Origin of the sequence: Plantactinospora soyae, assembly GCF_014874095.1 — a bacterium.
Taxonomy (GTDB): Bacteria; Actinomycetota; Actinomycetes; order Mycobacteriales; family Micromonosporaceae; genus Plantactinospora; species Plantactinospora soyae.
This window is the reverse complement of the sequence record NZ_JADBEB010000001.1, coordinates 1,040,653-1,064,299: the sequence shown is the minus strand read 5'-3', so window position 1 is coordinate 1,064,299 and position 23,647 is coordinate 1,040,653. Positions and strand designations below refer to the sequence as shown.

Annotated in this window: 22 protein-coding genes; 17 read left to right on the top strand and 5 right to left on the bottom strand. The window is 71.5% G+C overall.

The genetic code is table 11. The features are described 5' to 3' along the window. Positions 1-22: 22 nt before the first annotated feature. Entirely contained in the window at positions 23-2,386 is a 2,364-nt protein-coding gene (locus H4W31_RS04735) for a M28 family peptidase (protein ID WP_318783708.1), read from the bottom strand. A gap of 189 nt (positions 2,387-2,575) precedes the next feature. Between H4W31_RS04735 and H4W31_RS04730 the strand changes: the two genes are divergently transcribed. The 13 genes from H4W31_RS04730 to H4W31_RS04670 all read left to right on the top strand — a co-directional run bounded on the left by H4W31_RS04730 (position 2,576) and on the right by H4W31_RS04670 (position 17,113). Further along, positions 2,576-2,938: a hypothetical protein gene (locus tag H4W31_RS04730; protein WP_192765523.1), complete on the top strand. Its 363-nt coding sequence runs from the start codon at positions 2,576-2,578 to the stop codon at positions 2,936-2,938. 201 nt (positions 2,939-3,139) lie between these two features. Beyond that, the gene (locus tag H4W31_RS04725; protein ID WP_404825561.1) at positions 3,140-4,366 is read left to right on the top strand and encodes a PP2C family protein-serine/threonine phosphatase; all 1,227 of its coding nucleotides are present in this window, start codon (positions 3,140-3,142) and stop codon (positions 4,364-4,366) included. Then, positions 4,363-6,060, top strand: coding sequence for a sensor histidine kinase (locus H4W31_RS04720; RefSeq protein ID WP_192765521.1), 1,698 nt, complete (start codon positions 4,363-4,365; stop codon positions 6,058-6,060). Before H4W31_RS04725 ends, H4W31_RS04720 begins: the two co-directional genes overlap by 4 nt. Positions 6,061-6,088: 28 nt before the next feature. After that, a complete protein-coding gene (locus tag H4W31_RS04715) occupies positions 6,089-6,541 on the top strand; it encodes a response regulator (RefSeq protein ID WP_192765520.1) in 453 nt (150 codons plus the stop codon). A gap of 31 nt (positions 6,542-6,572) precedes the next feature. Continuing rightward, positions 6,573-7,349 (top strand): inositol monophosphatase family protein, encoded by a 777-nt coding sequence (locus tag H4W31_RS04710; protein ID WP_192771845.1) that lies wholly within the window; start codon positions 6,573-6,575, stop codon positions 7,347-7,349. A gap of 362 nt (positions 7,350-7,711) precedes the next feature. Beyond that, positions 7,712-8,755, top strand: coding sequence for a coiled-coil domain-containing protein (locus tag H4W31_RS04705; RefSeq protein WP_192765519.1), 1,044 nt, complete (start codon positions 7,712-7,714; stop codon positions 8,753-8,755). Positions 8,756-8,791: 36 nt separating this feature from the next. After that, positions 8,792-10,357 carry a fused MFS/spermidine synthase gene (locus tag H4W31_RS04700; RefSeq protein WP_192765518.1) on the top strand — a complete coding sequence of 522 codons (1,566 nt, stop codon included), beginning with the start codon at positions 8,792-8,794 and terminating at the stop codon, positions 10,355-10,357. A gap of 124 nt (positions 10,358-10,481) precedes the next feature. Beyond that, positions 10,482-12,197, top strand: coding sequence for a serine/threonine-protein kinase (locus H4W31_RS04695; RefSeq protein WP_192765517.1), 1,716 nt, complete (start codon positions 10,482-10,484; stop codon positions 12,195-12,197). Between the two features lie 143 nt (positions 12,198-12,340). Then, positions 12,341-13,546 (top strand): substrate-binding domain-containing protein, encoded by a 1,206-nt coding sequence (locus H4W31_RS04690; RefSeq protein ID WP_192765516.1) that lies wholly within the window; start codon positions 12,341-12,343, stop codon positions 13,544-13,546. 3 nt (positions 13,547-13,549) lie between these two features. Continuing rightward, positions 13,550-14,293, top strand: a complete 744-nt coding sequence (locus H4W31_RS04685) for an ABC transporter ATP-binding protein (RefSeq protein WP_192765515.1) — start codon at positions 13,550-13,552, stop codon at positions 14,291-14,293. After that, complete coding sequence (locus H4W31_RS04680) at positions 14,290-15,090, top strand: ABC transporter ATP-binding protein (protein WP_192765514.1); 801 nt, start codon at positions 14,290-14,292, stop codon at positions 15,088-15,090. Before H4W31_RS04685 ends, H4W31_RS04680 begins: the two co-directional genes overlap by 4 nt. Beyond that, positions 15,087-15,977 (top strand): branched-chain amino acid ABC transporter permease, encoded by an 891-nt coding sequence (locus tag H4W31_RS04675; RefSeq protein ID WP_192765513.1) that lies wholly within the window; start codon positions 15,087-15,089, stop codon positions 15,975-15,977. The genes H4W31_RS04680 and H4W31_RS04675 overlap by 4 nt, the downstream gene beginning before the upstream one ends. After that, positions 15,974-17,113, top strand: coding sequence for a branched-chain amino acid ABC transporter permease (locus tag H4W31_RS04670; protein WP_192765512.1), 1,140 nt, complete (start codon positions 15,974-15,976; stop codon positions 17,111-17,113). Before H4W31_RS04675 ends, H4W31_RS04670 begins: the two co-directional genes overlap by 4 nt. A 74-nt stretch (positions 17,114-17,187) precedes the next feature. Here the strand turns inward: H4W31_RS04670 and H4W31_RS04665 are convergent, their stop codons facing one another. After that, positions 17,188-18,621 (bottom strand): DHA2 family efflux MFS transporter permease subunit, encoded by a 1,434-nt coding sequence (locus H4W31_RS04665; RefSeq protein WP_192765511.1) that lies wholly within the window; start codon positions 18,619-18,621, stop codon positions 17,188-17,190. Between the two features lie 92 nt (positions 18,622-18,713). Between H4W31_RS04665 and H4W31_RS04660 the strand changes: the two genes are divergently transcribed. Next, a complete protein-coding gene (locus H4W31_RS04660; protein WP_192765510.1) occupies positions 18,714-19,316 on the top strand; it encodes a TetR/AcrR family transcriptional regulator in 603 nt (200 codons plus the stop codon). A gap of 84 nt (positions 19,317-19,400) precedes the next feature. Then, positions 19,401-20,147, top strand: a complete 747-nt coding sequence (locus tag H4W31_RS04655; RefSeq protein WP_192765509.1) for an SDR family NAD(P)-dependent oxidoreductase — start codon at positions 19,401-19,403, stop codon at positions 20,145-20,147. 115 nt (positions 20,148-20,262) lie between these two features. Here H4W31_RS04655 and H4W31_RS04650 read toward each other — a convergent pair whose 3' ends face one another. Both H4W31_RS04650 and H4W31_RS04645 read right to left on the bottom strand, forming a co-directional pair. Next, positions 20,263-20,448 (bottom strand): DUF397 domain-containing protein, encoded by a 186-nt coding sequence (locus H4W31_RS04650; RefSeq protein WP_192771844.1) that lies wholly within the window; start codon positions 20,446-20,448, stop codon positions 20,263-20,265. Positions 20,449-20,450: 2 nt separating this feature from the next. Then, positions 20,451-21,248, bottom strand: coding sequence for a helix-turn-helix domain-containing protein (locus H4W31_RS04645; protein WP_225945391.1), 798 nt, complete (start codon positions 21,246-21,248; stop codon positions 20,451-20,453). A gap of 243 nt (positions 21,249-21,491) precedes the next feature. Here H4W31_RS04645 and H4W31_RS04640 point away from each other — a divergent pair, with 243 nt between their 5' ends. Both H4W31_RS04640 and H4W31_RS04635 read left to right on the top strand, forming a co-directional pair. Further along, on the top strand, positions 21,492-21,725 hold the full coding sequence (locus H4W31_RS04640; protein WP_192765508.1) for a hypothetical protein: 234 nt from the start codon (positions 21,492-21,494) through the stop codon (positions 21,723-21,725). A gap of 534 nt (positions 21,726-22,259) precedes the next feature. Further along, positions 22,260-22,460, top strand: coding sequence for a hypothetical protein (locus H4W31_RS04635; RefSeq protein WP_192765507.1), 201 nt, complete (start codon positions 22,260-22,262; stop codon positions 22,458-22,460). A gap of 311 nt (positions 22,461-22,771) precedes the next feature. Here H4W31_RS04635 and H4W31_RS04630 read toward each other — a convergent pair whose 3' ends face one another. Next, complete coding sequence (locus tag H4W31_RS04630) at positions 22,772-23,572, bottom strand: hypothetical protein (protein WP_192765506.1); 801 nt, start codon at positions 23,570-23,572, stop codon at positions 22,772-22,774. Between the last annotated feature and the right edge of the window lie 75 nt (positions 23,573-23,647).

The following is a 23,647-nucleotide window of genomic DNA, read 5'->3' as shown; positions in this document are numbered from 1 at the left end:
AACGATAAGAAGGGGCCCTTCCTTACATCTGGTAGGTGTGGGCGACCGCGACGAGTTCCGAGTCGTGTGAACCGACGATGCCGACGCCGGGTGGGCGGGGCCGGAATCCGGGCAGGGCGGCGAGGCCGTCGCTGGCGTCCATCGCGCGTAGCCGGACCGGGGCGCCCGGGGTGGTGGCGCGCAGGCGAAGCTCGATCTCGATTCCCTCCGGAGGTGGGGCGTGGAAGACCACGCCGAACGGGGTCGGACCGCCGACCCGGATCGGCCGGCCGGCCACCCGGGCCTCGACGACGGTGGCCGTCGCGGGGTCCACGTGCAGGGAGGCGAGCCGTACCTGGCGCTGGGGGACGAGCCGGACGCGCAGCGTACGCACCCCGGCCTCGGTGTTGTCGGCGAGTGGGTCGAGTCGGGGTGGGGGCAGCGGAGCGGGCTGGGCGGGGCCGGCCCGGCGTTCCTCGTCGCCGAGCGCCGGGAACTGGTCGCCGATCCTCGCCGGGCCGTCGACGTACTGGTCGGTCCAGGGTTGTGGATCGGTCTCGTCGCTGAGCCAACGGGCCGTACCGGTGTCGGTGTCCAGTGCGTACATCAGTTGGGTCGGCACCGGATGCGCGGCGTCGAACCGGTCGACCGCGAGCCCCACCCCGGCGAAGAGCACGGTGCCGAGTGTCGCTGCGAGTGCCGGCACGGCGCCGGCCCGGCGGGCCCGGAGCGCGGCCATCCCGCGTTGACCGCCGGCCGCCGGATGCAGCAGGTCGACGACCGGCAGCGCGGCCAGCCCGAGCAGCACCGTGAAGAGCGCCGCGACGCCGCCCATCGCCATGCCGAGGGCCGGGAAGAGCAGGACGACGGTGGGCAGCAACAGGAGTACGCCGACCGCCGCGGCGGCGGTCACCGCGACCACCGCCCAGGGGCCGTCCCGGGGTACGGCGAGCGCGACCAGCCCGCCCAGCACCCCCGCCAGCGCCGGCAGTGTCGCCAGGTACGCCCCGCCGGGCGCCACGAAGGCGAGCACCACTCCGAGTACGGCCAGCACACCGAAGCCGCCCACCGCCAGTGCCGCCGGGCCGGTACGTCGACGGGTGAGCGCGTACCAGGTGAACAGGACGGCGACGGCGAGTGCCACCACGGCGAGCCGGTACCACAGTGGCCGGTACGGGTCGAGCAGTGTCGCGTACCCCGGCCGGATCGCGGTGACCGCGGCCCAGAGCAGTTGGGCCCCGACCGGCGCGACCACGACGGGTACCAGGGCCAACCCGAACCCGGCGGCGAGCCTGCGCCAGGTGGCGCGTCCACGCCGCCGGGCCGCCCAGGCCAGCACCCCGACGCCGGCCAGGGCGAGCAGCGCGAGTGGCATGGTGAGCCAGCCGGGATACCGGGCCAGCCCGCCGGGCAGCGGGAAGTAGGTGGCGTCCCCGCCGGCCGTCAGCTCCGTCAGGTCGACCGCGCCGAACTCCCGGGCCAGCGCGAGCGCGTTCTCACCGTGGTGTTGCAGGCTGCCCCGGTCCACCCGGGCCGGGGTGTCCAGCGGCGTGTGGTAGATCGCCGCCCCGTCGATGTAGGCGGCGTTCAGCCCGGTGAAGCCGTTGTCGAGGAAGGCGGTGAAGTCGGTGTCGTTGGGCAGCAGCCGGTAGACCTCGACCGCGAACGAGGTGCCCACCGGGTGCGGGGCGGCCCGGCCGAAGACCTCCACCAGGCCGGCGTTGCGCAGTGAGGTCTCGAACATGATCACCGGTCCGGTGCTGCCCCGCGCCTCCAGGTTGAGCACCACGCCGCCGCCCTCGGCGAGCGGGTGGCTGGACGCGAACGCCGACGCGCCGCAGAGGCAGGCCTCCTCGGCGTCGGTGAAGACGAAGACGACGTCGTTGCGGGGCCGGGGACCGGTGCGGAGCGCGCGGGCCACCTCCAGCAACGCCGAGGTGCCGGCCGCGTCGTCGTTGCCGCCCGGCCCGACCTGGACCGAGTCGTAGTGCGCGACCAGGAAGACCCGGCCGGTGGGATCGGTGCCGGGTACCCGGGCCACCACGTTGCGTACCCGGGCCAGGGTCGCGCCGCCCGCGCCGCCGCTGAGCTGGCCCGCCTCCGTGGCGACGGTGTCCTGCACCTCCGGACCCAGGCCGAGGCCGCGCAGGGTCGCCTCGATGTGGATCCGGGCCCGCTCGGCGGCCGGGCTGCCGGCCACGTGCGTCTCCGCGGCGACCGTCCGGACGTGCTCGTACGCCCGGTCCGCGCTGAACTCGTCGGCCGGTGCGCCGGTGGTGCCCGGGGCCGGCGTACGGAGGCCGAGCAGGGCGGCGGCGCCGACCGCCAGCAGTACGGCCAGGGCGGCGACGGCGGCCAGCCGGCGGCGGCGGGGACGGGTCAGGGCCCGGTCCACCGCCGGCAGCACGGGTGGTCCGCCCGTCGGCCGGTGTGCCGGGGTGTCGGGGGACGAGTCGGGCGTACCCGGCGAGAGCGGGTCGTCAGGGGTGGACACGGGCGCCTCCAGTGGTGGGCAGCGAGTGCCATCATGGCGGTTCGCCGGTACACCGGCCGGCCGGGTCACCCCGCCCGCCGCCGGTCGCATAGCGTGATGCGCATGTCTGTTCTCCGGGCGCCGGACCCTGCTGCCGTGCTGCGCGACTTCGTCGCGCGGGTCTCCCCGTACGACCCCGCGCCGGGTGCCGAACCGGTGGGATCCGTCGATGTCCACTCCGCCGACGGGACCGAGACGATCCGGGTCACCCCGCACCTGGCCCGGGCACTGGCCGAGGCGCTGGCCGGCTATCGTGACCGGGCCGACCGGGGGACCTGTGCGACGTGCGGCGGCCGGCGCCTGGACGAGAACCTGCACTGCGCCGACTGCGGCCGGCTGCACGGGGTGCTCGGCGAGGTGATCGCCCGCCAGGCCGAGCGGGTACGGCAACGGGGGCCGGCCGGATCGGCGGAAGCGGCGCCGTGAGCGTCGGATCCCCCGGGTACGAGTTCCGGCGCCACCTGTGTTGTGTGGCAGCGTTGGGTGGTACAGGATCGGCGCGTCGACGGGGCGGCCCGGCGCTCGCGCCGCCGGCAGGGGCCGGATACGACCGATTGGAGCGGGAGGCGTGGTGACCGAGCGGAGCGGCGACGTCGGCCGGTGGCCCGACCGGAGCGGAGCACTGCGGTGACCGGCTCGTCCGTCGTACCGACGCGGACATATCCGCACGGTGGGCTGGGGCGGCACGCCAAACTGCCGCCCCGGGAACGGCTGCGGGTGCTGTTGATCGAGGACGACGACGCCGACGCCTTCCTGGTCGGTGAACTCCTCGCCGAGACCGACGCGGGGATCGACCTGCTGATCGCGAACAGCCTCAACGCCGCCCGGCCGCAGATTCCCGACGTCGACTGCGTACTGCTCGACCTGGGCCTGCCGGACGCCCAGGGGCTGGACGGCCTGCGCCAGGTGCTGAACATGTCGACCGGCGCCGCCGTCTGCGTGCTCACCGGCCGCTCCGACGAGCACCTCGGGATCGGCGCGGTGGCCGAGGGGGCCCAGGACTACCTGGTCAAGGGTCAGGTCGACGGAGTGCTGCTGGCCCGGTCGCTGCGCTACGCGGTGGAGCGGAAGCGGGCCGACGAGAACACCCGGCGGCTGCGCGAGGTGGAACTGCGCCAGGCCGAGTCCGCCCGGCTGGAGCGGGGTCTGCTGCCGCAGCCGCTGATGGACACCGACCTGGTCGCGGTGCACACCTTCTACCGCCCCGGGCGGCACGAGGCGTTGATCGGCGGCGACTTCTACGACGTGGTGCAGACGACGCCGGACCGGATCGACCTGATCGTCGGCGACGTCTGCGGGCACGGGGTCGAGGAGGCCGCGCTCGGTGTCGAACTGCGGGTCGCCTGGCGGGCGCTGGTGCTCGCCGGAGTTCCCGACGAGCAGGTGCTGCCGGCGCTGGAGCAGGTGCTGATGAGCGAGCGGTCGGCGCGAGAGATCTTCGCCACGGTCGCCGCGGTCCGGCTCGACCTGGCCGGCAACCGGGCCACGGTACGGCTCGCCGGGCATCCGCCGCCGCTGCTGCTCGCCGCCGGACGGGTGGTGCCGGTACCCGCTCCGCACGGGCTGCTGCTCGGAGTACGGCCCCGCCCGCCGGTCGCGTACGACCTGCGATTCGACACCGAGGACTGGTCGCTGCTGATGTACACGGACGGACTGATCGAGGGACGGGTCGGCACCGGCGACGAGCGGCTGGACGTACCCGGGTTGTGCGAACTGGTGGCCGACCCGGGTAGCCGGCGGGTGCCGCTGCCGGATCTGCCGGGCCGGCTGGTCGAGCGGGCCGAGGAACACAACGGTGGGCCGCTCGCCGACGACGTGGCGATGCTGCTGGTCAGCCGGGGGGCGGGACGATGAGGCAACTGAAATGGACGCTGCGGCGTCGGGTGGCGACGCTCTGTGTCGTGGTCGGTGTGGTGCTGGGGCTGCTGGCGGTCAGCGCGGCGGTGGTCGCCACCAACAACCGGCAGCATCTGGACACCCTGCTCACCAAGACCGGCCCGCTGCGCACCGACGGGCAGGCGCTGCTCAGTTCGTTGATCGACCAGCAGACCGGGGTCCGCGGCTACGCGGTGACCGGCAACGAGGCGGACCTGGCGCCGTACCGGTCCGGGACGGAGCGGGAGGCGGCGCTGATCGCCTCGATGGACGCTCTGCTGGATGACCATCCGGAGATCCGCCGGGAGTTGAACACCGTGCGGGACCAGGCCCGGCAGTGGCGGGAGGTGGTGGCCCAGCCGGCCATCCAGGCGACCGCGACGACCGGGACGGCGGCCGCGCAGGCCCACCTCACGGCGCAGGGCAGCGACCGGTTCAACGCGCTGCGCAACGAGGTGGGGACGTTGCAGCAGCTGATCCTCGACCTGCGCAACACGGTCGCCGACAAGGCGAGGCGGACCGGAAACACGCTGGTACTGCTCCTCATCCTGGCCGCGATCGTCGTGGTGCTCGCCGGCATCGCGCTGATGACCTCGCTGAACCGGCTGGTCATCGGTCCGGTGACCACGCTGGCCGCCCAGGTGCGGGAGGTCGCGCGCGGCGACTACCAGCGCGACATCGAGGGGACCGGGCCGCCGGAACTCGCCCGGCTCGCCGATGACGTCGACACGATGCGCCGCCGGATCGCCGACGACCTGGCCGAGGTGCGCCAGGCCCGGGAGCGGATCGAGTGGGTCAACAGCCAGCTGGAGAAGCAGGCCGAGGAGCTGGTCCGGTCGAACCGGGACCTGGAGCAGTTCGCCTACGTCGCCTCGCACGACCTCCAGGAGCCGCTGCGCAAGGTGGCCAGCTTCTGCCAACTGCTGCAACGCCGGTACGCGGGAAAGCTCGACGAGCGCGCGGACCAGTACATCGCGTTCGCCGTGGACGGCGCCCAGCGGATGCAGCGACTGATCAACGACCTGCTCGCCTTCTCCCGGATCGGACGGCTCACCACCGGTTTCACCGAGGTGGACCTGAACCGGGTGATGGCGGACGTCGCGGGACAGACCGAACCCACCCGCCGGTACGTCGACGGCGAGCTGACCTGGTCGGACCTGCCGGTGATCCGGGGCGAGGAGACCCTGCTGACCAACCTGATCGCGAACCTGGTGGGCAACTCGCTCAAGTTCCGCCGGCCGGACGTGCCGCCGAAGGTGCACGTCTCCGCGCGGCGGGTCGGTGACGAGTGGGAGATCAGCTGCCAGGACAACGGCATCGGGATCGAGGCCGAGTTCGCCGACAAGATCTTCGTGATCTTCCAGCGTCTGCACGCCAAGGACGCCTATCCGGGTACCGGCATCGGGCTGGCCATCGTGAAGAAGATCGTCGAGTACCACGGTGGCCGGGTCTGGGTCGATCCCGACGCCCCCGAGGGAACGCTGATCCGGTTCACCCTGCCCGTGCCGCCGGAGGCGCGTGGGCCGGAGCAGCCGTCCGGGGCGACGGCGCCGGAGGAGCGGGACGACGCCTCGGCGGAGCCCGCGCCGGCCGACGATACGGTCGTGGAGCGGACCGGTGGAACCTCGGGTGAGTCGGCCCGGCCGGCCGGCGACATGAAGGAGACTGTGTGACGAGCGAGCGGATCAACGAGGAGGGCCGATGACGGCGCCGGCGGACGGTAGGAGCCCGATCGAGGTGCTGCTGGTCGAGGACGACCCGGGCGACGTGCTCATGACGCAGGAGGCGTTCGAGGAGCACAAGCTGCGTAACCGGCTGACCGTGGTCTCGGACGGCGCCGAGGCGCTGGCCTACCTGCGCCAGGAGGGCGAGTACGCCGACGCGGTGTCGCCGGACCTGATCCTGCTGGACCTCAACCTGCCCCGGCGGGACGGTCGGGAGGTGCTGGCCGAGATCAAGCGGGACGAACACCTCTGCCGCATCCCGGTGGTCGTGCTGACCACCTCGCAGGCCGACGAGGACATCCTGCGGAGCTACCAGTTGCACGCGAACGCGTACGTGACGAAGCCGGTCGACTTCGAGCGCTTCATCTCGGTGGTACGCCAGATCGACGAGTTCTTCGTCAGCGTCGTGAAACTTCCGCCGCGTGGTTGACCCGTCGCTCGTCGACGGGGTCGGGGCGTTGATGCGGCGTACTGCTGCGGACGCCATCCTGCCGATGTTCCAGCGGCTGAACGACTCCGACGTGACGGAGAAGGCCCCCGGCGAGGTGGTGACGGTGGCGGACCGGCGCGCCGAGGAACTGCTCGACGCCGGGCTGCGCCGACTTCTTCCCGACTCCGAGGTGGTCGGCGAGGAGGGGGTGGCCGCCGACCCCACGGTGCTCGAACGGCTCGGCGGATCGGCGCAGGTGTGGCTGGTCGACCCGCTGGACGGTACGGCGAACTTCGCGGCCGGACGGCAGCCGTTCGCGGTGATGGTGGCCCTGCGCCGGGCCGGGGTCACCGAGTTGAGCTGGATCCTCGACCCGATCGCGGACACCCTGATGCTGGCCGGGGTCGGTGCCGGGGCGTACCGGGACGGTGTGGCGGTGCGGTCGGCGGCCGAGTCGATCGCGGTGGAGCGGCTGCGGGGTGTGGTGCCGACCCGGTTTCTGCCGCCCGACCTGCGCGAGACGATCCTGGCCGGTGCTCCGCGAATCGGCAAAATATTGCCGGGCCAACACTGTGCGGGTCGGGAATATCCGGACATTGTGGCTGGTCGGCAACACTTCGCGATCTTCTGGCGGACGCTGCCCTGGGACCACGCCCCGGGGGCGCTGCTGGTCGAGGAGGCCGGCGGGGTGGTCCGGCGGCTCGACGGCAGTGCCTACGACCCGGCCGACGACCGGGCCGGCCTGCTGGTCGCGGCCAACGAACAGATCTGGGACGCGGTGCACACCGCCCTCCTGTCGCCTCGCTGATCCGGGTCGGCGCGCCGGTACCGCCCCGCCGACGCCCGGTCGTGCCGCTGGCCCGGTCGTGCCTCTCGCCCTGGTCGTGCCTCTCGCTCAGTCGTGCTTCTCGCCCGGTCGTGCTTCTCGCTCTGTCGTGCCGCTCGCCCGGCGAGGCGAGCACGGCTGAGCGCCGAGTTGTCGGAAATATTGTCCATTTTGTGGTAATAGATCCCCTCCGAAGCGGGCCGACAGCGCGGCCGGCTTCCGGTAGGCTGACCGGCGGTCTCCGCCAGGTGGCGTCCCATCGGGTGCCGGCGGTGGCCGCCGCCGAATGGTCAGTGTGGATCCTCCGGGGTCGGCGGCCGACGAAAGGAACAACTTTCGTGCGCATGACGGCCATCGTTCGGCTGCGTGGTCCGCGCCGGTTCGCGGCACTGCTCGTCGCTGCCGCGGTCCTCGCCGTGACACCACCGGTCCTGGTCGGGACCACCGCCGGTCCGGCGTCAGCCGCGCCCAGCTCGCCGGGCGACGAGGGCGGGACCAAGAAGCTCCGGGACGCCCTCGAAGCAGCCTCGAAGGGGCACATCGAGGCCACCGCCAAGCTCACCAGTTCCAAGAAGCGGCAGAGCCAGCTCGGCACGCAGCTCAAGCAGGTCGAGACCCGGATCGCGACGCTCAGCACCGAGGTCGGCGTGATCGCCGCCGAGACGTACCGCCGGGGGCGGCTCACCCCGATCTCGGCGTTGCTGAACAGCGCCTCGCCGCAGTCCTTCGTGGAGCGGGCCGCCGGACTCGAGATGATGGCGCAACGCGACGACTCGCAGCTCCGGGAACTCGCCGACTCGCTCGACCAGGCGACCCGGGCCAAGGACGCGATCGACGCCGAGGTCAAGGAACAGCAGCGCCAGGTCGAGGTGATCGCCCGGAAGAAGAAGGACGCCGAGCGGGCCCTCGCGGCCGTCGGCGGCAACCCGACCGGCTCCCTGATCAGCGCCAACTCGCCGCTGGCCAAGGCGGCGCCGCGCAACTCCGACGGGTCTTGGCCCAAGGAGTCCTGCACCATCAACGACCCGACCACCAACGGCTGCATCACTCCGCGCACCCTGCACGCGCTGAACCAGGCCAAGGCGGCCAAGTACACCCGGCACACCTCGTGCCACCGCGACGGTGGCGGCGGCGAACACCCCAAGGGGCGTGCCTGCGACTTCTCGGCCGCGGCCGGAGGCTTCGCGAACCGCGACGCGACCGGCGGCGACCGCTCCTACGGCGACGCCGTCACCGCGTTCTACGTCAAGAACGCGAGTCGGCTGGGCGTGCTCTACGTGATCTGGTACCGGAAGATCTGGATGCCGGGCACCGGTTGGCGGGCGTACAACGGCGGTGGCGATCCCGCGTCCGACCACACGAACCATGTTCATCTCTCGATGTTGTAGCCCGGGCCCACGGGTTGGATGCGTACCATCGCTGCGATGGACACTTCACCACCTGAGGTAGTCGGCGTGGGCACACTGCCGGACGAGCCGGCCGAGGCCCAGCGACACGCCCTGCCGCCGGGTCTGGCCGCCGCGCTGGTCTTCCTGGCCAGCGGGGCCGTACTCGTCCTGGAGACGGCGTCACTGCGGCTCGTCGGCCCGTACGTCGGAGTGACCCTCCAGGTCACCAGCTCGGTGATCGGAGTGGCGCTCGCCGCGATCGCGTACGGCGCCTGGATCGGCGGGTGGCTCGCCGACCGCCGCGACCCGCGTCCGCTGCTCGCCCCCGCGCTGGTACTCGCCAGCATCTGCACCGCGCTGACCCTGCCGATCGTCCGGTACGCCGGTGAGGTGCTGCGCGGCGGCGCCGCGGTCGGGATCCTGCTGCTGACCGCGATGGCGATCTTCCTTCCGGCGGCACTGCTCGCCGCGGTCACCCCGCTGGTGGTCAAGTTGCAACTGAGCGACCTGCGCCGGACCGGACAGGTGGTGGGCCGGCTGTCCAGCATCGGCACCCTCGGCGCGATCACCGCGACCCTGGGCACCGGCTTCGTGCTCGTCGCCGCCATGCCGAGCACCGCGATCATCATCGGGCTCGCGGTCCTGCTCGGGGTGACCGGTCTGGCGCTCGCTGTCTATCTGCGCAGGCAGGCCGGCAGCACGCTGCCCCGGCCGTCCCGGGCCACCGCCGCGCTGGCGGTGCTGGGCCTGGCCGGCGCCTCTTTCTCGGCCGTCGCGCCCAACCCGTGCGACATCGAGACCGCCTACCACTGCGCCTCGGTCGAGCCGGACCCGGACAACTCCACCGGGCGGCTTCTGGTGCTCAACTCGGCCTGGCACTCCTACGTCGACCTGGCCGACCCGACCCACCTCGAATTCGAGTACACGAAGTGGATCGGCGCGGTCGCGGACGTGATGAGTCCGGCCGGCGTGCCGCTGGCCGCCGTACACGTCGGGGGTGGTGGTTTCACCATGCCCCGCTACCTGACCGCGACCCGGCCCGGTACCCGCAACGAGGTCTACGAGATCGACGGCGGGCTGGTCGAGCTGGGCCAGCGCGAGTTGGACGTACGCCCGGGTCCAGAACTTCGGGCCAGGGTCGGCGACGCCCGGATGCTGATCGGCGAGCGGCCCGACCACAGCGCGGACCTGGTGGTGGGGGACGCCTTCGGCCACCTGGTGGTGCCCTGGCACCTGTCCACCCGGGAAATGGCCGCCGAGGTCCGCCGGGTGATCCGCCCCGGCGGGATGTACGCGCAGAACGTGATCGACTATCCGCCGCTGCGTTTCATCCGGGCCGAGGTCGCGACCGTGGCGGCCGAGTTCCCGCACGTCGCCCTGATCGCGCCGCCGAGTGCGCTGGCCGGCTCCCAGGGGGCGAACTTCGTCATCGTCGCCTCCGACGCGGCGCTGCCGCTGGAGGCGCTGCGGCAGCGGCTCGTGACCTCGGCCGACGGCCCCGTCACCCTGCTCGCCGGTCCCGGACTCGACGAGTTCGTCGACGACGCGATGGTGCTCACCGACGAGTACGCCCCGGTCGACCAGCTGCTCGCCACCTCCTGAGCCGGACGCCACCTCCTGAGCCGGACCGACATCCCGGGCTGGGATGCCGGTGGCAGACCGGCCCGGCCGGTCGATTCCGCTCCGGGAGGTGTAGCCGGCCCGGCGCTGGGCAAGAAAGCTCCGCATGACCGGGTGGGGCAGCTGGGGTGGATCGGCGAACATCCACGGAACCGAATTGGTCGGTGAACGGTACCGGCTGGTCGAGGAACTCGGTGAGGGTGGCATGTCGGTGGTCTGGCGTGGCCACGACGAGGTGCTCGGCCGGCCGGTGGCGGTCAAGATGCTCACCCCGCGACTGGCGAACGACCAGACCTTCCGGCACGGGCTCCGGGTCGAGGCCCGGGCCGCCGCCCGGCTCTCCCACCCGCACATCACCGGGGTGTACGACTACGGCGAGTCGGTGCGGTTCGGCCGGACCGTCCCGTACGTGGTGATGGAACTGGTCGACGGGGAGTCGCTGGCGAACCGGCTCGACCGGGAGGGGACCCTGCCCTGGCGGGACGCCGTGGTGGTCACCGCGCAGGTCGCCGCCGCCCTGGCCACCGCGCACGCCCGGGGAGTGGTGCACCGGGACATCACCCCGGGCAACGTCATGCTCACCGAAATGGGTGCCAAGGTCGTCGACTTCGGGATCTCGGCGCTGGTCGGCGAGCGGGACGGCGACGCCGACGGCGAGTTGTACGGCACGCCCGCGTACCTGGCTCCGGAACGACTGACCCAGGGAGAGGTCTGCCCCGCCACCGACGTGTACGCGCTCGGCCTGCTGCTGTACCGGATGCTGACCGGGCGACTGCCCTGGCGGGCGGCGACCCGTACCCAGATGCTGCGGGCCCATCTGCACCTCGATCCGGCACCGATGCCGCCGGTGCCCGGACTGCCGTCCGAGGTGGTCACGCTGGCCGCCCGAAGCCTGGCGAAGGTACCGGCAGACCGACCGGGCAGCGCCGAGCTGGCCCGTACCCTGTCCCGGGTCGCCGGGGTGGCGGTGCCGCTGGCCGGTCCGGGACGCCCCGAGTCCGGGCAGCCTGGGCAGCCTGGGCAGCCGGGACCGGCGGTGCCGATGGTCGACGCGGGTACCGCGATCCTGTCCCGGACGACGGCGACCGGCGCGCTTGCGCTGCCGGGGCCGCGCCGTCGCCGGTTTCCGGCCTGGGCCGGCACTCCGCTGCGGACCGCCGCCGTCGGGGTCGGCCTGCTCGCGGCGACCGGAGCGGTCTGGATGGGTACCCGCGACGCCGCCGCGCCGGCCGGCGGTGACGCCGGGGCGACGAACCTGGCGGCGGGCGGCGCGGCGGCCTGCGGCGTGGACTACGCACTGCGGACCGACGCCGGCTGGACCTTCGAGGCCGAGGTCACGGTGACCAACCTCGGCTTCCGGCCGATCCGCGACTGGACCCTGAGTTTCGCCTTTCCCGGTGATCAGGTGTTGCGGGCCGCGCCGTCGCCCGGTTCCCGGCAGGACGGCCGGAACGTGCTGCTCCAGCCGGTCGCGAACGGCCCGGACGCGGTCCTGCCGGTCGGCGGTGTCGCCCGGTTCGACCTGGTCGGCACGTACGCCGGCAGCAACCCGCTGCCGGTCGCGTTCCGGCTCGGCGACACCACCTGTTCCGTCCAGGTCTCCGGGGTGGCGGGGGAGAGCGGTGGCGTGGCCGCAGGGGCGGTCGGGGTGCAACCGCCGGTCTCGTCGCCGACGGCCGACCACCCGGAGGGGAACGCCGGACCGAAGAAGGAGGGTCCGGGCGGGGGTCCGGGTCCGGATGGGCAAGGTCCGGGCGGGCCGGGTCCGAAGGAGCCGAAGGAGCCGAAGGAGCCGAAGGGCAAGGGCCCGAAGCACGGCTGACCGGCCGGACCGGCGTACCGACTGCTGTCTGCCCCGGCCATCCCTCTGGGGTTACTTGTGGGTTTCAGCCACATAGCCCGTGCGTGACGTCACCCCTACCGTGGGCCGACGATGCTTCTCCCCACCCCACACGTGGAGCGACGATGACGGTCCGGACGACGCGGCGGCTGTTTGTCACCGCCACTACGCTGCTGGCCGCGGCGCTCGCCGCGACGGCCTGCGGCAGCCCACAGGAAACCGCGAGCGGGGGCGGCGACAGTGCCGCCCCGGTCAAGGTCGGTCTGGTCTACTCCCAGTCGGGGGCGCTGGCCAGCTACGGCAAGCAGTACATCGAAGGCTTCAAGGCCGGCCTGGCGTACGCGACCAACGGCAGCAACAAGATCGGCGACCGTACGGTCGAGGTGACCGAGGTCGACGACGCGGGCGACCCGGCGAAGGCGGTCTCGGCGGCGAAGGACCTGATCGGCAAGGGCTACAAGATCCTGGCCGGCTCGACCGCGTCGGGCGTCGCCCTCCAGGTCGCGCCGATCGCCGCGCAGAACAAGGTCCTCTTCATCTCCGGACCGGCCGCGACCGACGGCGCGACCGGGGTCAACAAGTACACCTTCCGGTCCGGCCGGCAGTCGTTCCAGGACGTGCTGACGGCGAAGTCGTTCATCGGGGACGCCACCGGCAAGAAGGTCGTGGTGTTCGCCCAGGACAGCGCCTTCGGCAAGAGCAACGAGGCCGCCGTCAAGGCCGTCATCGGCGGTGCCGGCGCCACGGTGAGCAGCGTGCTCGCCCCGGCCAGCGCCACCGACTTCACCCCGTTCGCCAGCCAGCTGACGGCGGCCAAGCCGGACCTGCTCTTCGTGGCCTGGGCCGGCACCACCGCCCCGGCGATGTGGCAGACCCTCGACCAGCAGGGCGTGCTCAGCGCCACCACCGTGGTCACCGGGCTGGACATCCGGGCCTCCTGGCCGACCTTCGGGGCGGCCGGGACCAAGATCTCCTTCCTCTCGCACTTCTTCGACGGCGCCGCCGACAACCCGGCCGCGCAGGCGGCCAAGACGGCGGTTCCGGGTGGCGTGCTGGACCTGTTCCACCCGGACGGGTTCGCCGCCGCGCAGATGATCGTCCGGGCGGTGCAGGAGGGCGGCGACGACGTCGACAAGATGGTCAGCGGCCTGGAGGGCTGGAGCTTCGACGGGGTGAAGGGCAAGATGACGGTCCGCGCCGAGGACCACGCCCTGCTCCAGCCGATGTTCCAGGCGAAGCTCACCGGCACCGGCGAGGCGATGAAGGCGGAGCCGCAGAAGGTGCTGACCTCGGACGAGACGGCGCCGCCGGCCGTACCGATGAAGGGCTGAGCTGTGCTCGCCACCCGCGATCTGACCTGGCGGATCGGCGAGGTCGCCATTGTGGATGGTGTCGGACTGGACCTGGCACCCGGGGAGTTCCTCGGGGTGATCGGGCCGAACGGCGCCGGCAAGACCTCGCTGTTCAACCTGGTGTCCGGCCTGCGCCGGCCCACCGCCGGCCAGGTGCTGCTCAACGGTACGGACATCAGCGCCCTGCCCCCGTACAAGCGGGCCCGGCTGGGGTTGGGGCGGACGTTCCAGGCCTCCTCGGTCTTCGGCTCGCTGAGCGTGCGGGAGAACGTCCGGCTGGCCGTACAGGCGCATCGCGGTGGCTCGATGAGGCTGTGGCGGCGGGCGGCGGCCGACCGGGAGGTGGTCGCCGCCGCCGACGCGGCGCTGGACCGGGTCGGCCTGACCGACCGGTCGGCGGCGCTGGCCGGCACGCTCGCGCACGGCGAGAAGCGGAAACTGGAGATCGCGCTGCTGCTCGCGGGCGAGCCGACCGTGATGCTGCTCGACGAGCCGATGGCCGGGGTGAGTGCCGAGGACGTACCGGAACTGGTCGCGGTCATCCGATCGTTGACCGGCGACAGTGGTCGGTCGGTACTTATGGTGGAGCACCACATGGACGTGATCCTCGGGCTCGCCGACCGGATCGCGGTGATGCACCACGGTGCCCTGCTGGCCTGCGATGTTCCGGCGACGGTGATGGCCAACCCGGTGGTGCAGGAGGCGTACCTAGGTGAATCGCTATGAGTAGTCCTCCGCCCGACGGCGGGCCCGTCCTCGCGGTGTCGGACCTGTCGGTACGGATCGCCGGCCTGCACATCCTCCAGGGAGTCTCCTTCACGGTGGCGCCCAGCGGCGTGACCGTGCTGCTCGGGCGCAACGGGGTCGGCAAGACCACCACGCTGCGGGCGATCCTCGGCCTCACCCCGCGCGGCGGCGAGGTACGCGGCACGGTACGGATGGGCACCCGGACACTGGGCGGCGAGCCGACCCACCGCCTGGTCCGGGGCGGACTGGGCTACGTGCCGGAGGACCGCTGCGTCTTCGCCGGCCTGACCGTGAGCGAGAACCTGCGGCTGGCCGAGCGGCGTTCCGGCACCCCGGCGTACGACCGGGTCTTCGAACTCTTTCCGGAGCTGAAGCGCCGCGGCCGGCAGCGGGCCGGTTCGCTCTCCGGGGGGCAGCAACAGATGCTGGCGATCGGCCGGGTACTGCTCAACGACAACCGGCTGCTGCTCGTCGACGAGCCGACCAAGGGGCTCGCGCCGAAGGTCGTCACCGAGGTGGCCGAGGTACTGGAACGGGTTGCGGTGGCCGTACCGGTGCTGCTGGTCGAGCAGAACCTGGCGGTGGTACGCCGGCTGGCCCGGGACGCGGTGGTACTCGCCGCCGGGCGGGTCGCCTGGACCGGTGACGCGAACCAGCTGCTGCGGGAGCCGGAGTTGACCAGAGCCCTGCTCGGCGTCGGAGTGGCCGCCGGAGCACATGCCGGAGTGGCCGCCGAGGCGCATGTCGGAACCGATCCGGAGGTGGCCGCGCAGTGAGCACGATCGTGCTGTTGACGCTGACCGGGCTGGGGCTGGCCGCGCTCTACTTCCTGGTCGCCTCCGGACTGTCCCTGGTGTTCGGGCTGGCCGACGTCCTCAACTTCGCGCACGGGCTGTTCCTGTCCGTGGGCGCGTACGCCACCTGGTGGGCGGCCGGGAACCTGCCCGGTGCCGGCCCGTCCGGCTTCGGCTTCGTCCTCGCGGTCGCGTTCGGCGTGCTCGCCGGGGCGGTGGTCGGGATGGCCGTCGAGCTGGTCATGATCCGCCCGCTCTACTCCCGGACCATCGAGCAGGTGCTGGTGACGGTCGGGCTGTCCCTGGCCGGGGTGGCGCTGCTCCAGGCCACCTGGGGCGCGGACGCGCGTCCGTTCCCCCGGCCGGACTGGACCCAGCAGGTGACCCCGGTGCTCGGTGCCAAGGTGCCGAACTCGGGACTCCTGCTCATCCTCGCCGCCGCGGTGGTCCTCGCCGCACTGCTCGGCTTCCTCCGCTACACCCGGTACGGACTGGTGATCCGGGCCGGGGTGGAGAACCGGGAGATGGTCACCGCGCTCGGCATCGACGTACGGAAGGCGTTCACCCTGGTCTTCGCGATCGGCGGGGCCGCCGCCGCGCTGGCCGGAGCGCTCGGTGGGGTCTACTTCGGTTCGGTCTCACCCAGCCAGGGCGGGTCGCTGCTGATCTTCGCCTTCATCGTGGTGGTGATCGGCGGCATGGGCTCGGTGGTCGGCTCCGCGTACGCCGCCGTCGCGGTCGGCCTGCTCCAGCAGTTCGTCAACTACTACGGCACCTCCGGCGCGGGGGACATCTGCGTGGTCGCGCTCCTCGCGATTGTGCTGCTGCTCCGCCCGCAGGGCATCGCCGGAAGGGCGGCAACGACATGACCGAGGTGAGGACGGCGGCGGTCACCCCGCCCGCCGCGCCGCCGACCGCCGACCCCGGGCCGGTACCCCGCCGGGGTTGGCGGTCGGCCCTGCGGACCTGGTCACCGCTGCTGGTACTGCTGGTGTTCGCGGTGCTGCCCTACTCGACGATCTCCGTACCGGGGATCTTCGACGGGCCGGTCAACGCGCCGGGAACGCTCCAACTGCTCGCCATCTGCCTCGTCTTCGGTGGCCTGGCGGCCGGCTACGACCTGCTGTTCGGCCGGACCGGGATGCTCTCGTTCGGGCACGCGCTCTACTTCGCCGCCGGGGTCTACGGGACCGACATCCTGGTGACCAGGGCAGGTCTGCCGCTGTGGCAGGCGGCGTTGCTGACGCTCACCGGTGGCGCCACCCTGGCCGCCCTGCTCGGAGCGATCGCGCTGCGTACCGCCGGGATCGCCTTCGCCATGGTGACCCTGGCGTTCGCCCAGGTCGGCGCGATCCTGGTGGCCCGGGACTTCGGTGGGCTGACCGGTGGCGAGGAGGGCCTGCCGCTGGACGTCTCGGGGCTGCCGGCGATGCTGGTCGGGGTCACGAACACCGTCAACCTGTACTGGCTGGCCCTGGCCTACCTGGCCGTGGTCGTCTTCGTGGTGCACCGGGTGACCGGTTCACCGACCGGGCGGGTGTTCGCCGGGCTGCGCGACGACGAGCGGCGGATCGGCGTACTCGGGCTCGACCCGTACCGGTTCAAGCTGGTCGCGTTCACCCTCGCCGGTACGTTGGCCACGGGCGGTGGGGTGATCTACTGCCTGCTGGTCGGGGGCGCGTCGCCGCACGTCACCTCCTCCGAACTGACCCTCTCGCTCCTGGTCATGGTGGTGTTGGGCGGCCCGGGTACCCGCTGGGGCCCGGTGCTGGGCGGGATGCTCTACATGTACCTGGACCATCGGCTCACCGCGTTCGGCGCCTCGTCGGCGGTGGACTCGCTGCCGGGCGTGCTGAGTGCTCCGCTGTCCCAGCCGCTCTTCGTACTCGGCACGGTCTTCATCCTGGCGGTCTACTTCTTCCCCGGCGGCCTGGCCGGGCTCGCCACCCGACTCGGCCCGCTCCGCGCGGTCCTTCCGCTCCGTCGCCCCAACTCCGCACCCTGATATCGCCACGATCCCGTAACGTCCGGCCTGCCCCGAGCGGCCGGACGTTACGGGATCGTGGACAGGGGCCCGGGTCAGTCGATCGGGGTGGTGGTTCGGGGCAGCCAGAAGGCGAGTACGGCACCGACGGCGACCACGACCGCGCCCACCGCGACCGCCGGCTTCAGGCCGTCCACGAAGGACGTTCCGCTGCCGTAGCCGCCGTTGGTGGCGAAAACCGAGGCGAGTACGGCGACTCCGACGGCCACGCCGAGTTCCCGGATCGAGTTGGTGGTGCCGGAGGCGACGCCACGGGCGGGTGCCGGCACGCTGGCCAGGGTCGCGGTGCTGATCGGGGCCAAGGTCAGCCCCATCCCGATGCCGGCCAGCGCCAGTGGTGCGGCCAGCATGGCGTACGCGACGTCGGCCGTACTGACCAGGGCGATCCAGCCGAGCGCGATAGCGAGTGTGCCCTGGCCGGCGACGATCAGGTTGCGGACGCCGAGCCTGCCCACCAGGAGTCCGGCCAGCGGGGCGACCACCATCGGCGCCATCGTCCACGGCATCGTGCGTACCCCGGCCTCCAGCGGACCCAGTCCCTGTGCCACCTGGAAGAACTGGGCGAGCAGGAACACCGAGCCGAAGACGCCGAGGGAGAAGGTGAACGCCACCGCGTTGACCAGGCTGAAGGTGCGGGAGCGGAAGAGCCGCAGCGGCAGCATCGGGGCCGGGGCACGCCGCTCCCACCAGAGGAAGCCGTAGATCAGCACGGTGCCGCCGGTCAGCGCCGCCAGCACTCCGGTCGAGGTCCAGCCGTGCTCCTCGCCGTGCACGACGCCCCAGACCAGGGCCAGCACGCCGGCCGTGGAGAGGGTCAGACCGAGCGGGTCCAGCCGGGACGACGGGCCGCGTGACTCGCGCAGGGTGATCGCGGCCAGTCCGATGGCGAGCAGTCCGATCGGTACGTTCAGCCAGAAGATCCAGGTCCAGTCCAGCCCTTCGGCCACCGCTCCGCCGACCAGTGGGCCGACCGCGACGCCGAGGCCGCTGATCCCGCCCCAGATTCCGATGGCGGCGTTGCGGAGCCGGTCGGGGACGGCGGCGGCGAGCAGGGTGAGCGACAGCGGCATCACCGCCGCCCCGGCGGCTCCCTGGACCGCCCGGGCGGTGGTGAGCATCCACGGTTCGGTGGCGAGTGCGCAGGCGGCGGAGGCCAGCGTGAACAGCCCGATACCGGCGATGAAGAGCCGCCGACGGCCGATCCGGTCGCCGAGCGCGGCGGCGGTGAGCAGCAACGCGGCAAAGGGCAGCGTGTACGCGTTGACGAACCATTGCAGATCGGTCAGGGAGGCGCCGAGTTCTGTCCTGATCACCGGGAGTGCCGTCGTCACCACGAGGTTGTCCAGGGTGACCATGAACATCGGCACGCTGATGGCGGCGAGTACGACGGCCAGGGGCCGGCCGCCGGGGCGGTCGGGTGGGCCGGGCGGAGATGTGGCGGCACGCTCCGCGACAGGTGCACTGGACATCGGAACTCCTTGTTGTTATCCGATGATAACTAGCTCTCTCCGAAAGTAGTTATCGACTGATAACATGTCAACGTCCGAGCGAAGGAGCACCGTTGACCAGGACCCGGCTGACCGCCAGCGAGCGCAGCGAACAACTGGTGGCCGCGGCGGTCACGGCGTTCTCCACCGCCGGCTACGCCGGAACCAGCACCGACGACGTGGCCCGGCTGGCCGGCGTCTCGCAGCCGTACGTGATCCGGTTGTTCGGCTCCAAGCAACGGCTCTTCATCGCCACGGTCGAGCACGCCGCCGGCCGGATCGAGCAGGCGTTCCAGCGGGCGGCCGAACGACAGCCGGACCTGGCGAGCCTGCGCATCGCCTACGACGAGTTGCTGGTCGAACGGGACCTGCTCGCCGTACTGCTGCACGGGTTCGCGGCCAGCTCCGAACCGGCGATCGGCTTCGCCGTACGGGTCTGCTACGGCCGGATCTACCAGTTGGTCCGGGACCTGACCGGCGCGACCGCCCAGGAGACCCGCGAGTTCCTGGCCACCGGAATGCTGCTCACCGTGCTGGCGTCGATCCATGTGATCGGGCCGGACGCGGTGGCCCCGGAACCGTGGATGTCGGAGCTCGCCGAGACGATCTACAAGCCTGAGCCCGGGCCTGAGCCCGAGGCCGGCGACGCCGCCGAGGAGGAGCGACCCGGCGGGTAGTACTGGGTGGCGGCCCGACGGGTCGACAGGCAACAATCCCTACCGGCCTGGAAGCGCGAGACCAGTTCGACGGGGGAGATGGGCATGACGCGACGACTGGCGGTGGTCAGCGGTGGCGCCACCGGGATCGGTGCGGCGGTCGCCGAGGGGCTGGCCGAGGACGGGTACGACATCCTCGTCGTCGGCCGGCGGGTCGAACTGCTCCGCGAGGCGGCCGATCGGATCGGGGCCGGCTGCGGCCGACCGGAGGCGATCGCGGCGGTGCCGGCGGACCTGACCGATCCGGCACAGGTGTCCCGGGTCGCCGAGGCGGTCGGGGACCGTGTCGTCGACGTGGTCGTGAACAACGCCGGCGGCTACCTCGGCGGTGATTCGTCCACTCTGGACGGCGTTGCCGCGCAGTGGCGGGCGAACCTCGACAGCAACGTGCTCAGCGCCGTACTCCTGACCGAGGCGTTGCGGCCGGCGCTGCGGCGCCCCGGTGGACGGGTGATCCTGCTCAGTTCGATCGCCGCGCAGCGGGGCGGCGGTGGCCCGTACTCGGCGGCGAAGGCGGCACTCCACGGCTGGGCGTACCACCTGGCGCAGGAACTCGGGCCGGACCAGATCACGGTCAACGTGGTCAGCCCCGGCTACGTCGTCGACACCGAGTTCTTCGGTCCCCGGATGACGCCGGAGGGACATCAGCGCCGGGTCGACGCGACCCTGGTGGGCCGGGCCGGTGAGCCAACCGAGATCGCGGCGGCGATCAGATATCTGGCCAGCCCGGCGGCCGGTTACGTGACCGGGCAGGTGCTCGGGGTCAACGGCGGATCCGTGTTCGGCCGCTGAGCCCGGCCGGCTGGATGGCCCTGCGCGCTACGGCTGGCCCAGATGGCAGTGACACACAGCGCACCGCCGCCCGGGTCGACCGGGTGGCGGGGCGCTGCTCGTGTCGTTGGCGGCGCTACGGTCGGCGGGTCGCCAGAGCGACGAAAGCGCGCCACGCGTCCGGGCCGAACGCCAGCGTGCCACCGTCACGGTCCTTGGTATCGCGGACGGCAACGACGCTGGGTAGGTTCCGTGCGACCTCCACACAGTCGCCGCCGTTCGTACTGCTACGGCTGCTCTTCTGCCAGATGGCGCCGGTCAGGTTCATAGCTGTTCCATCACTTCCGTGATCCACTCGTGGGACTGCGGGGCGGACAGGGCAACGCCGCTGATAGCCTCCCACGCCCGACGCAGCGACAGCACGTCGGCCGTTTGGTCGACGACGCGACCGCGCAACTGGTCGTCCAGGTAGGCCACGTCGGTGCCCGTCGGCGGGGTCGCCAGCACGAACGGCCCGCCAAGCCCAAGGTACGCCCCGACAGACTCGGGAACTACCTGGACTTGTACGAGCGGGGTAGCGGCCGTCAGCTTGAGGAGGTGTCCTAATTGCTCACGCATTACCTCGCGCCCGCCGACCGCCCGACGCACCACTTGGGCGTCGATCACCGCGACGATCTGCGGGGGATCTTCCCGGGCGAGTATCGTGTGCCGCTCAAGCCGTGACGCAACCTGAACCTGTACCTGCTCGGGCGTGAGTAGACCGCTGCTCAGCAATGCCCGCGCGTACGCCTCGGTCTGAAGCAGGCCCGGCAGTACGGCGCCCTGATAGCTGCGCAGCGCGACCGCCTCGCGCTCGATTTCGATCCACTCGCGCAGCCACGACGGCGCCCCGAGGGTGATCACCAGCCGTTCGTAGACCCCGCCAGTGTTCAGCGCGCGATCCGCTCCCACGATGAAATCCATACTCAACGCGCGGGTGCGGTTTTCCACTGCGCTGACGTGCGATGCCGAAAAGTTGGCCGCGCGTCCGAAGGTGTCTTGCGTCATTCCGGCCGCGTCACGCCCCCGGCGAATCTCGGCAACGATGAACGCCGCGAGAGGTTCCGGCACGTCCGTCATCATGCACTCTCCAAAGGACAGATCAACTATTCCAATCAACTCACACGCACCCGACGATTTGTCAGCGTCGCCCGGCTGCTCAATGCGTATTCCCAGCGTAGGCCCTTCGCGTCCAAGGTGGAAGGCAAGCGCACCCGCTCGGATCCATGTGAGCACCACTGAAAGGACGGGCGGGGGCGCGCGAAGGCGGCGCCGAGGCGTACGACCGGCGCCGCCTTCGCTTCCAATGCAGTGAGGGGAGACGATGTGACCGGATACGACGCAGGCGACACCGTGACCGTGCAGGCATTTACCCGGGGCGGTCCGGCGCCCCGGCAACGTCTGCGGCTGACCATGGGGGCCCGCGAGATCCACCGGGGCTACCTGGAGCTGGTGGGCGTGCAGGTCGACACGGACGGTACGGAGTTGGGGCGAATACGCCGATGGGTCCGGACCGACCAGGTCGAGCCGGTGCCGCAGGGAACGGATAGCACCGCATGACTCCGTGCCCACCCGTGCCGGACCGTCCGCATGCGGCGCACCGCCCACACACCCCTATGCGCCCGTCGTTCCGGTGTCGGTCGTGCGGCGCCGACTGGCCGTGCTCGCTCGCTCGGCGGGTACTACTTCACCTGTACCGAAACAACCGGCCGGGATTGATGGTCTATCTGGCGGCCTACCTCGCGAAGGCGATTCAAGACCTGCCGGACGTGCACCCCGCCTTGCTCGCAGGACGGATCATCTACTGGGTACCGCGCGTGACTGACGGAAATGTGACAAGTGCGAGTACCGACTTCGATACCCGACGACCGCCGTGACCTGCCAGAACGTTGTATCGCATGTCGCATGTATGGTTTGTGGGCCATCGTCTTGGTAGCGGCAGATTGCTGATCTGGATACAGCAATCTGCTGTACCTGGGACCGGCAGATACGCGCGCGACTTGACACCGGTGACCCTGTCCGGCATCTTGCGAAGCAAGGCGAAGTCCTGACGCTTCTTCCTAAATGGAGGACCGCGTCTACAGGAGGCTTCGCATGCACGACACCGCAACCCGCGCGCTTTGGCTGGCCGTCACCGCCCTGGCCGGCGCGATCATTGGCGTCGCCGCCGGGTTGATCTCCTGGGCGGGCAGCAGAAATCCCGGAGAGGCCATCCTGGTTGGCGGCGCGGCGTTCGCCGGCACCCTCGCGTTGATCCTCATGGCGATCCGCTTTGTGGCCGACCGGGATGCGTGATGTCGGTCAGGGTACTCATGGCCCCGTCCGTACTGTCGCGCATGCTCTCTAACTTCGGATCTCAAGACACCTGCGGGATTGTGCGAATTTCTAGACGCTATTAGTGGGTGCGAGCAATACGAGAGTGCCCCCACTCCCGGGACTGTCCGGGGCGGGGGCGCTTGGACGTTTCAGACTTGTTCCTGGTCGTGAGCGCCTGCGGCGAAATGACGCCGGTGGGACACCAGGGCCGGGTCGACGCGACCATGATGGGCCGGGCCGGGTGGGGGCGCCCCGTGTAGCCCCCACCCGGCCCGGCCGGTCGGCACCGATCAGCCGTTGAGCAGTTCGTACGCCAGTGCCGGCGCCTTCTGTGCCTGCGCAGCCGTCGGCGCGGTGACCTTCGGTGCGCTGCCGTAGTCCTTGTAGTTCACGACGTAGCTGAACGCCTTGGCCGAACCGGCCGCCGGTACGGCGAGGGTCAGCGACGCCAGGTTCTTGTCGTCGCCGACGACGGCGGTGAACGGCACCTGCTTCGCCGCGTCCCCGAGCGCGGTCATCTGCTCCGCCTCAAGCACCTTCGCCGCCTCGCCCGAGGTGAGGTCGATGGTGCCGGAGTACTTGCCCGCCCCGTCGTCGTTGACCGTGGTGGCCGCCTCCACCAGTGGACCGGCGTTGCCCTGGTCGGCGCCCTCGTACGTCGGCATGCTGTCGGCGTCGGTGAACTTCGAGGGGTCGAGCTTCAACCACTTGTTCGGCAGCTTGGGCAGCCCGGTGAGCCCCTTGGTCTCGGTGAAGGAGATCTTCGTCCAGGCTTCGTCGGCGACGACCCGGAACGCGATGTGCGTGCTGAAGCCGTGCTCCGGATCCTTGATCGACGTCTTCAGGTCCAGCGCCTTCGCGGCCGGATCGACCGAACCGGAGACGTCGCCCGTCACGTCCTTGCCGCTGAACCGGAACGGCCCCTCCGAACCGTCCGGTACCGATTCCAGGAGCGTTTGCTTGGCCGTGACCTCGGCCAGTTCCTCCTTGACCGCGCCGCAGCCGCCCAGCAAGACGGTTGCGCCGAGCAGCGCGGCCATCGGGCCGGTCATCCGTCGGGCCCACCGCGCCGTGCGGGTATCTCTTCTCATTGCTGTCCCTTCCAGGGGTGTTCGCTGTTGCCGGGAGCAATGCTGCACAGCGCCACTGCCGCCTCGCTGACAGTC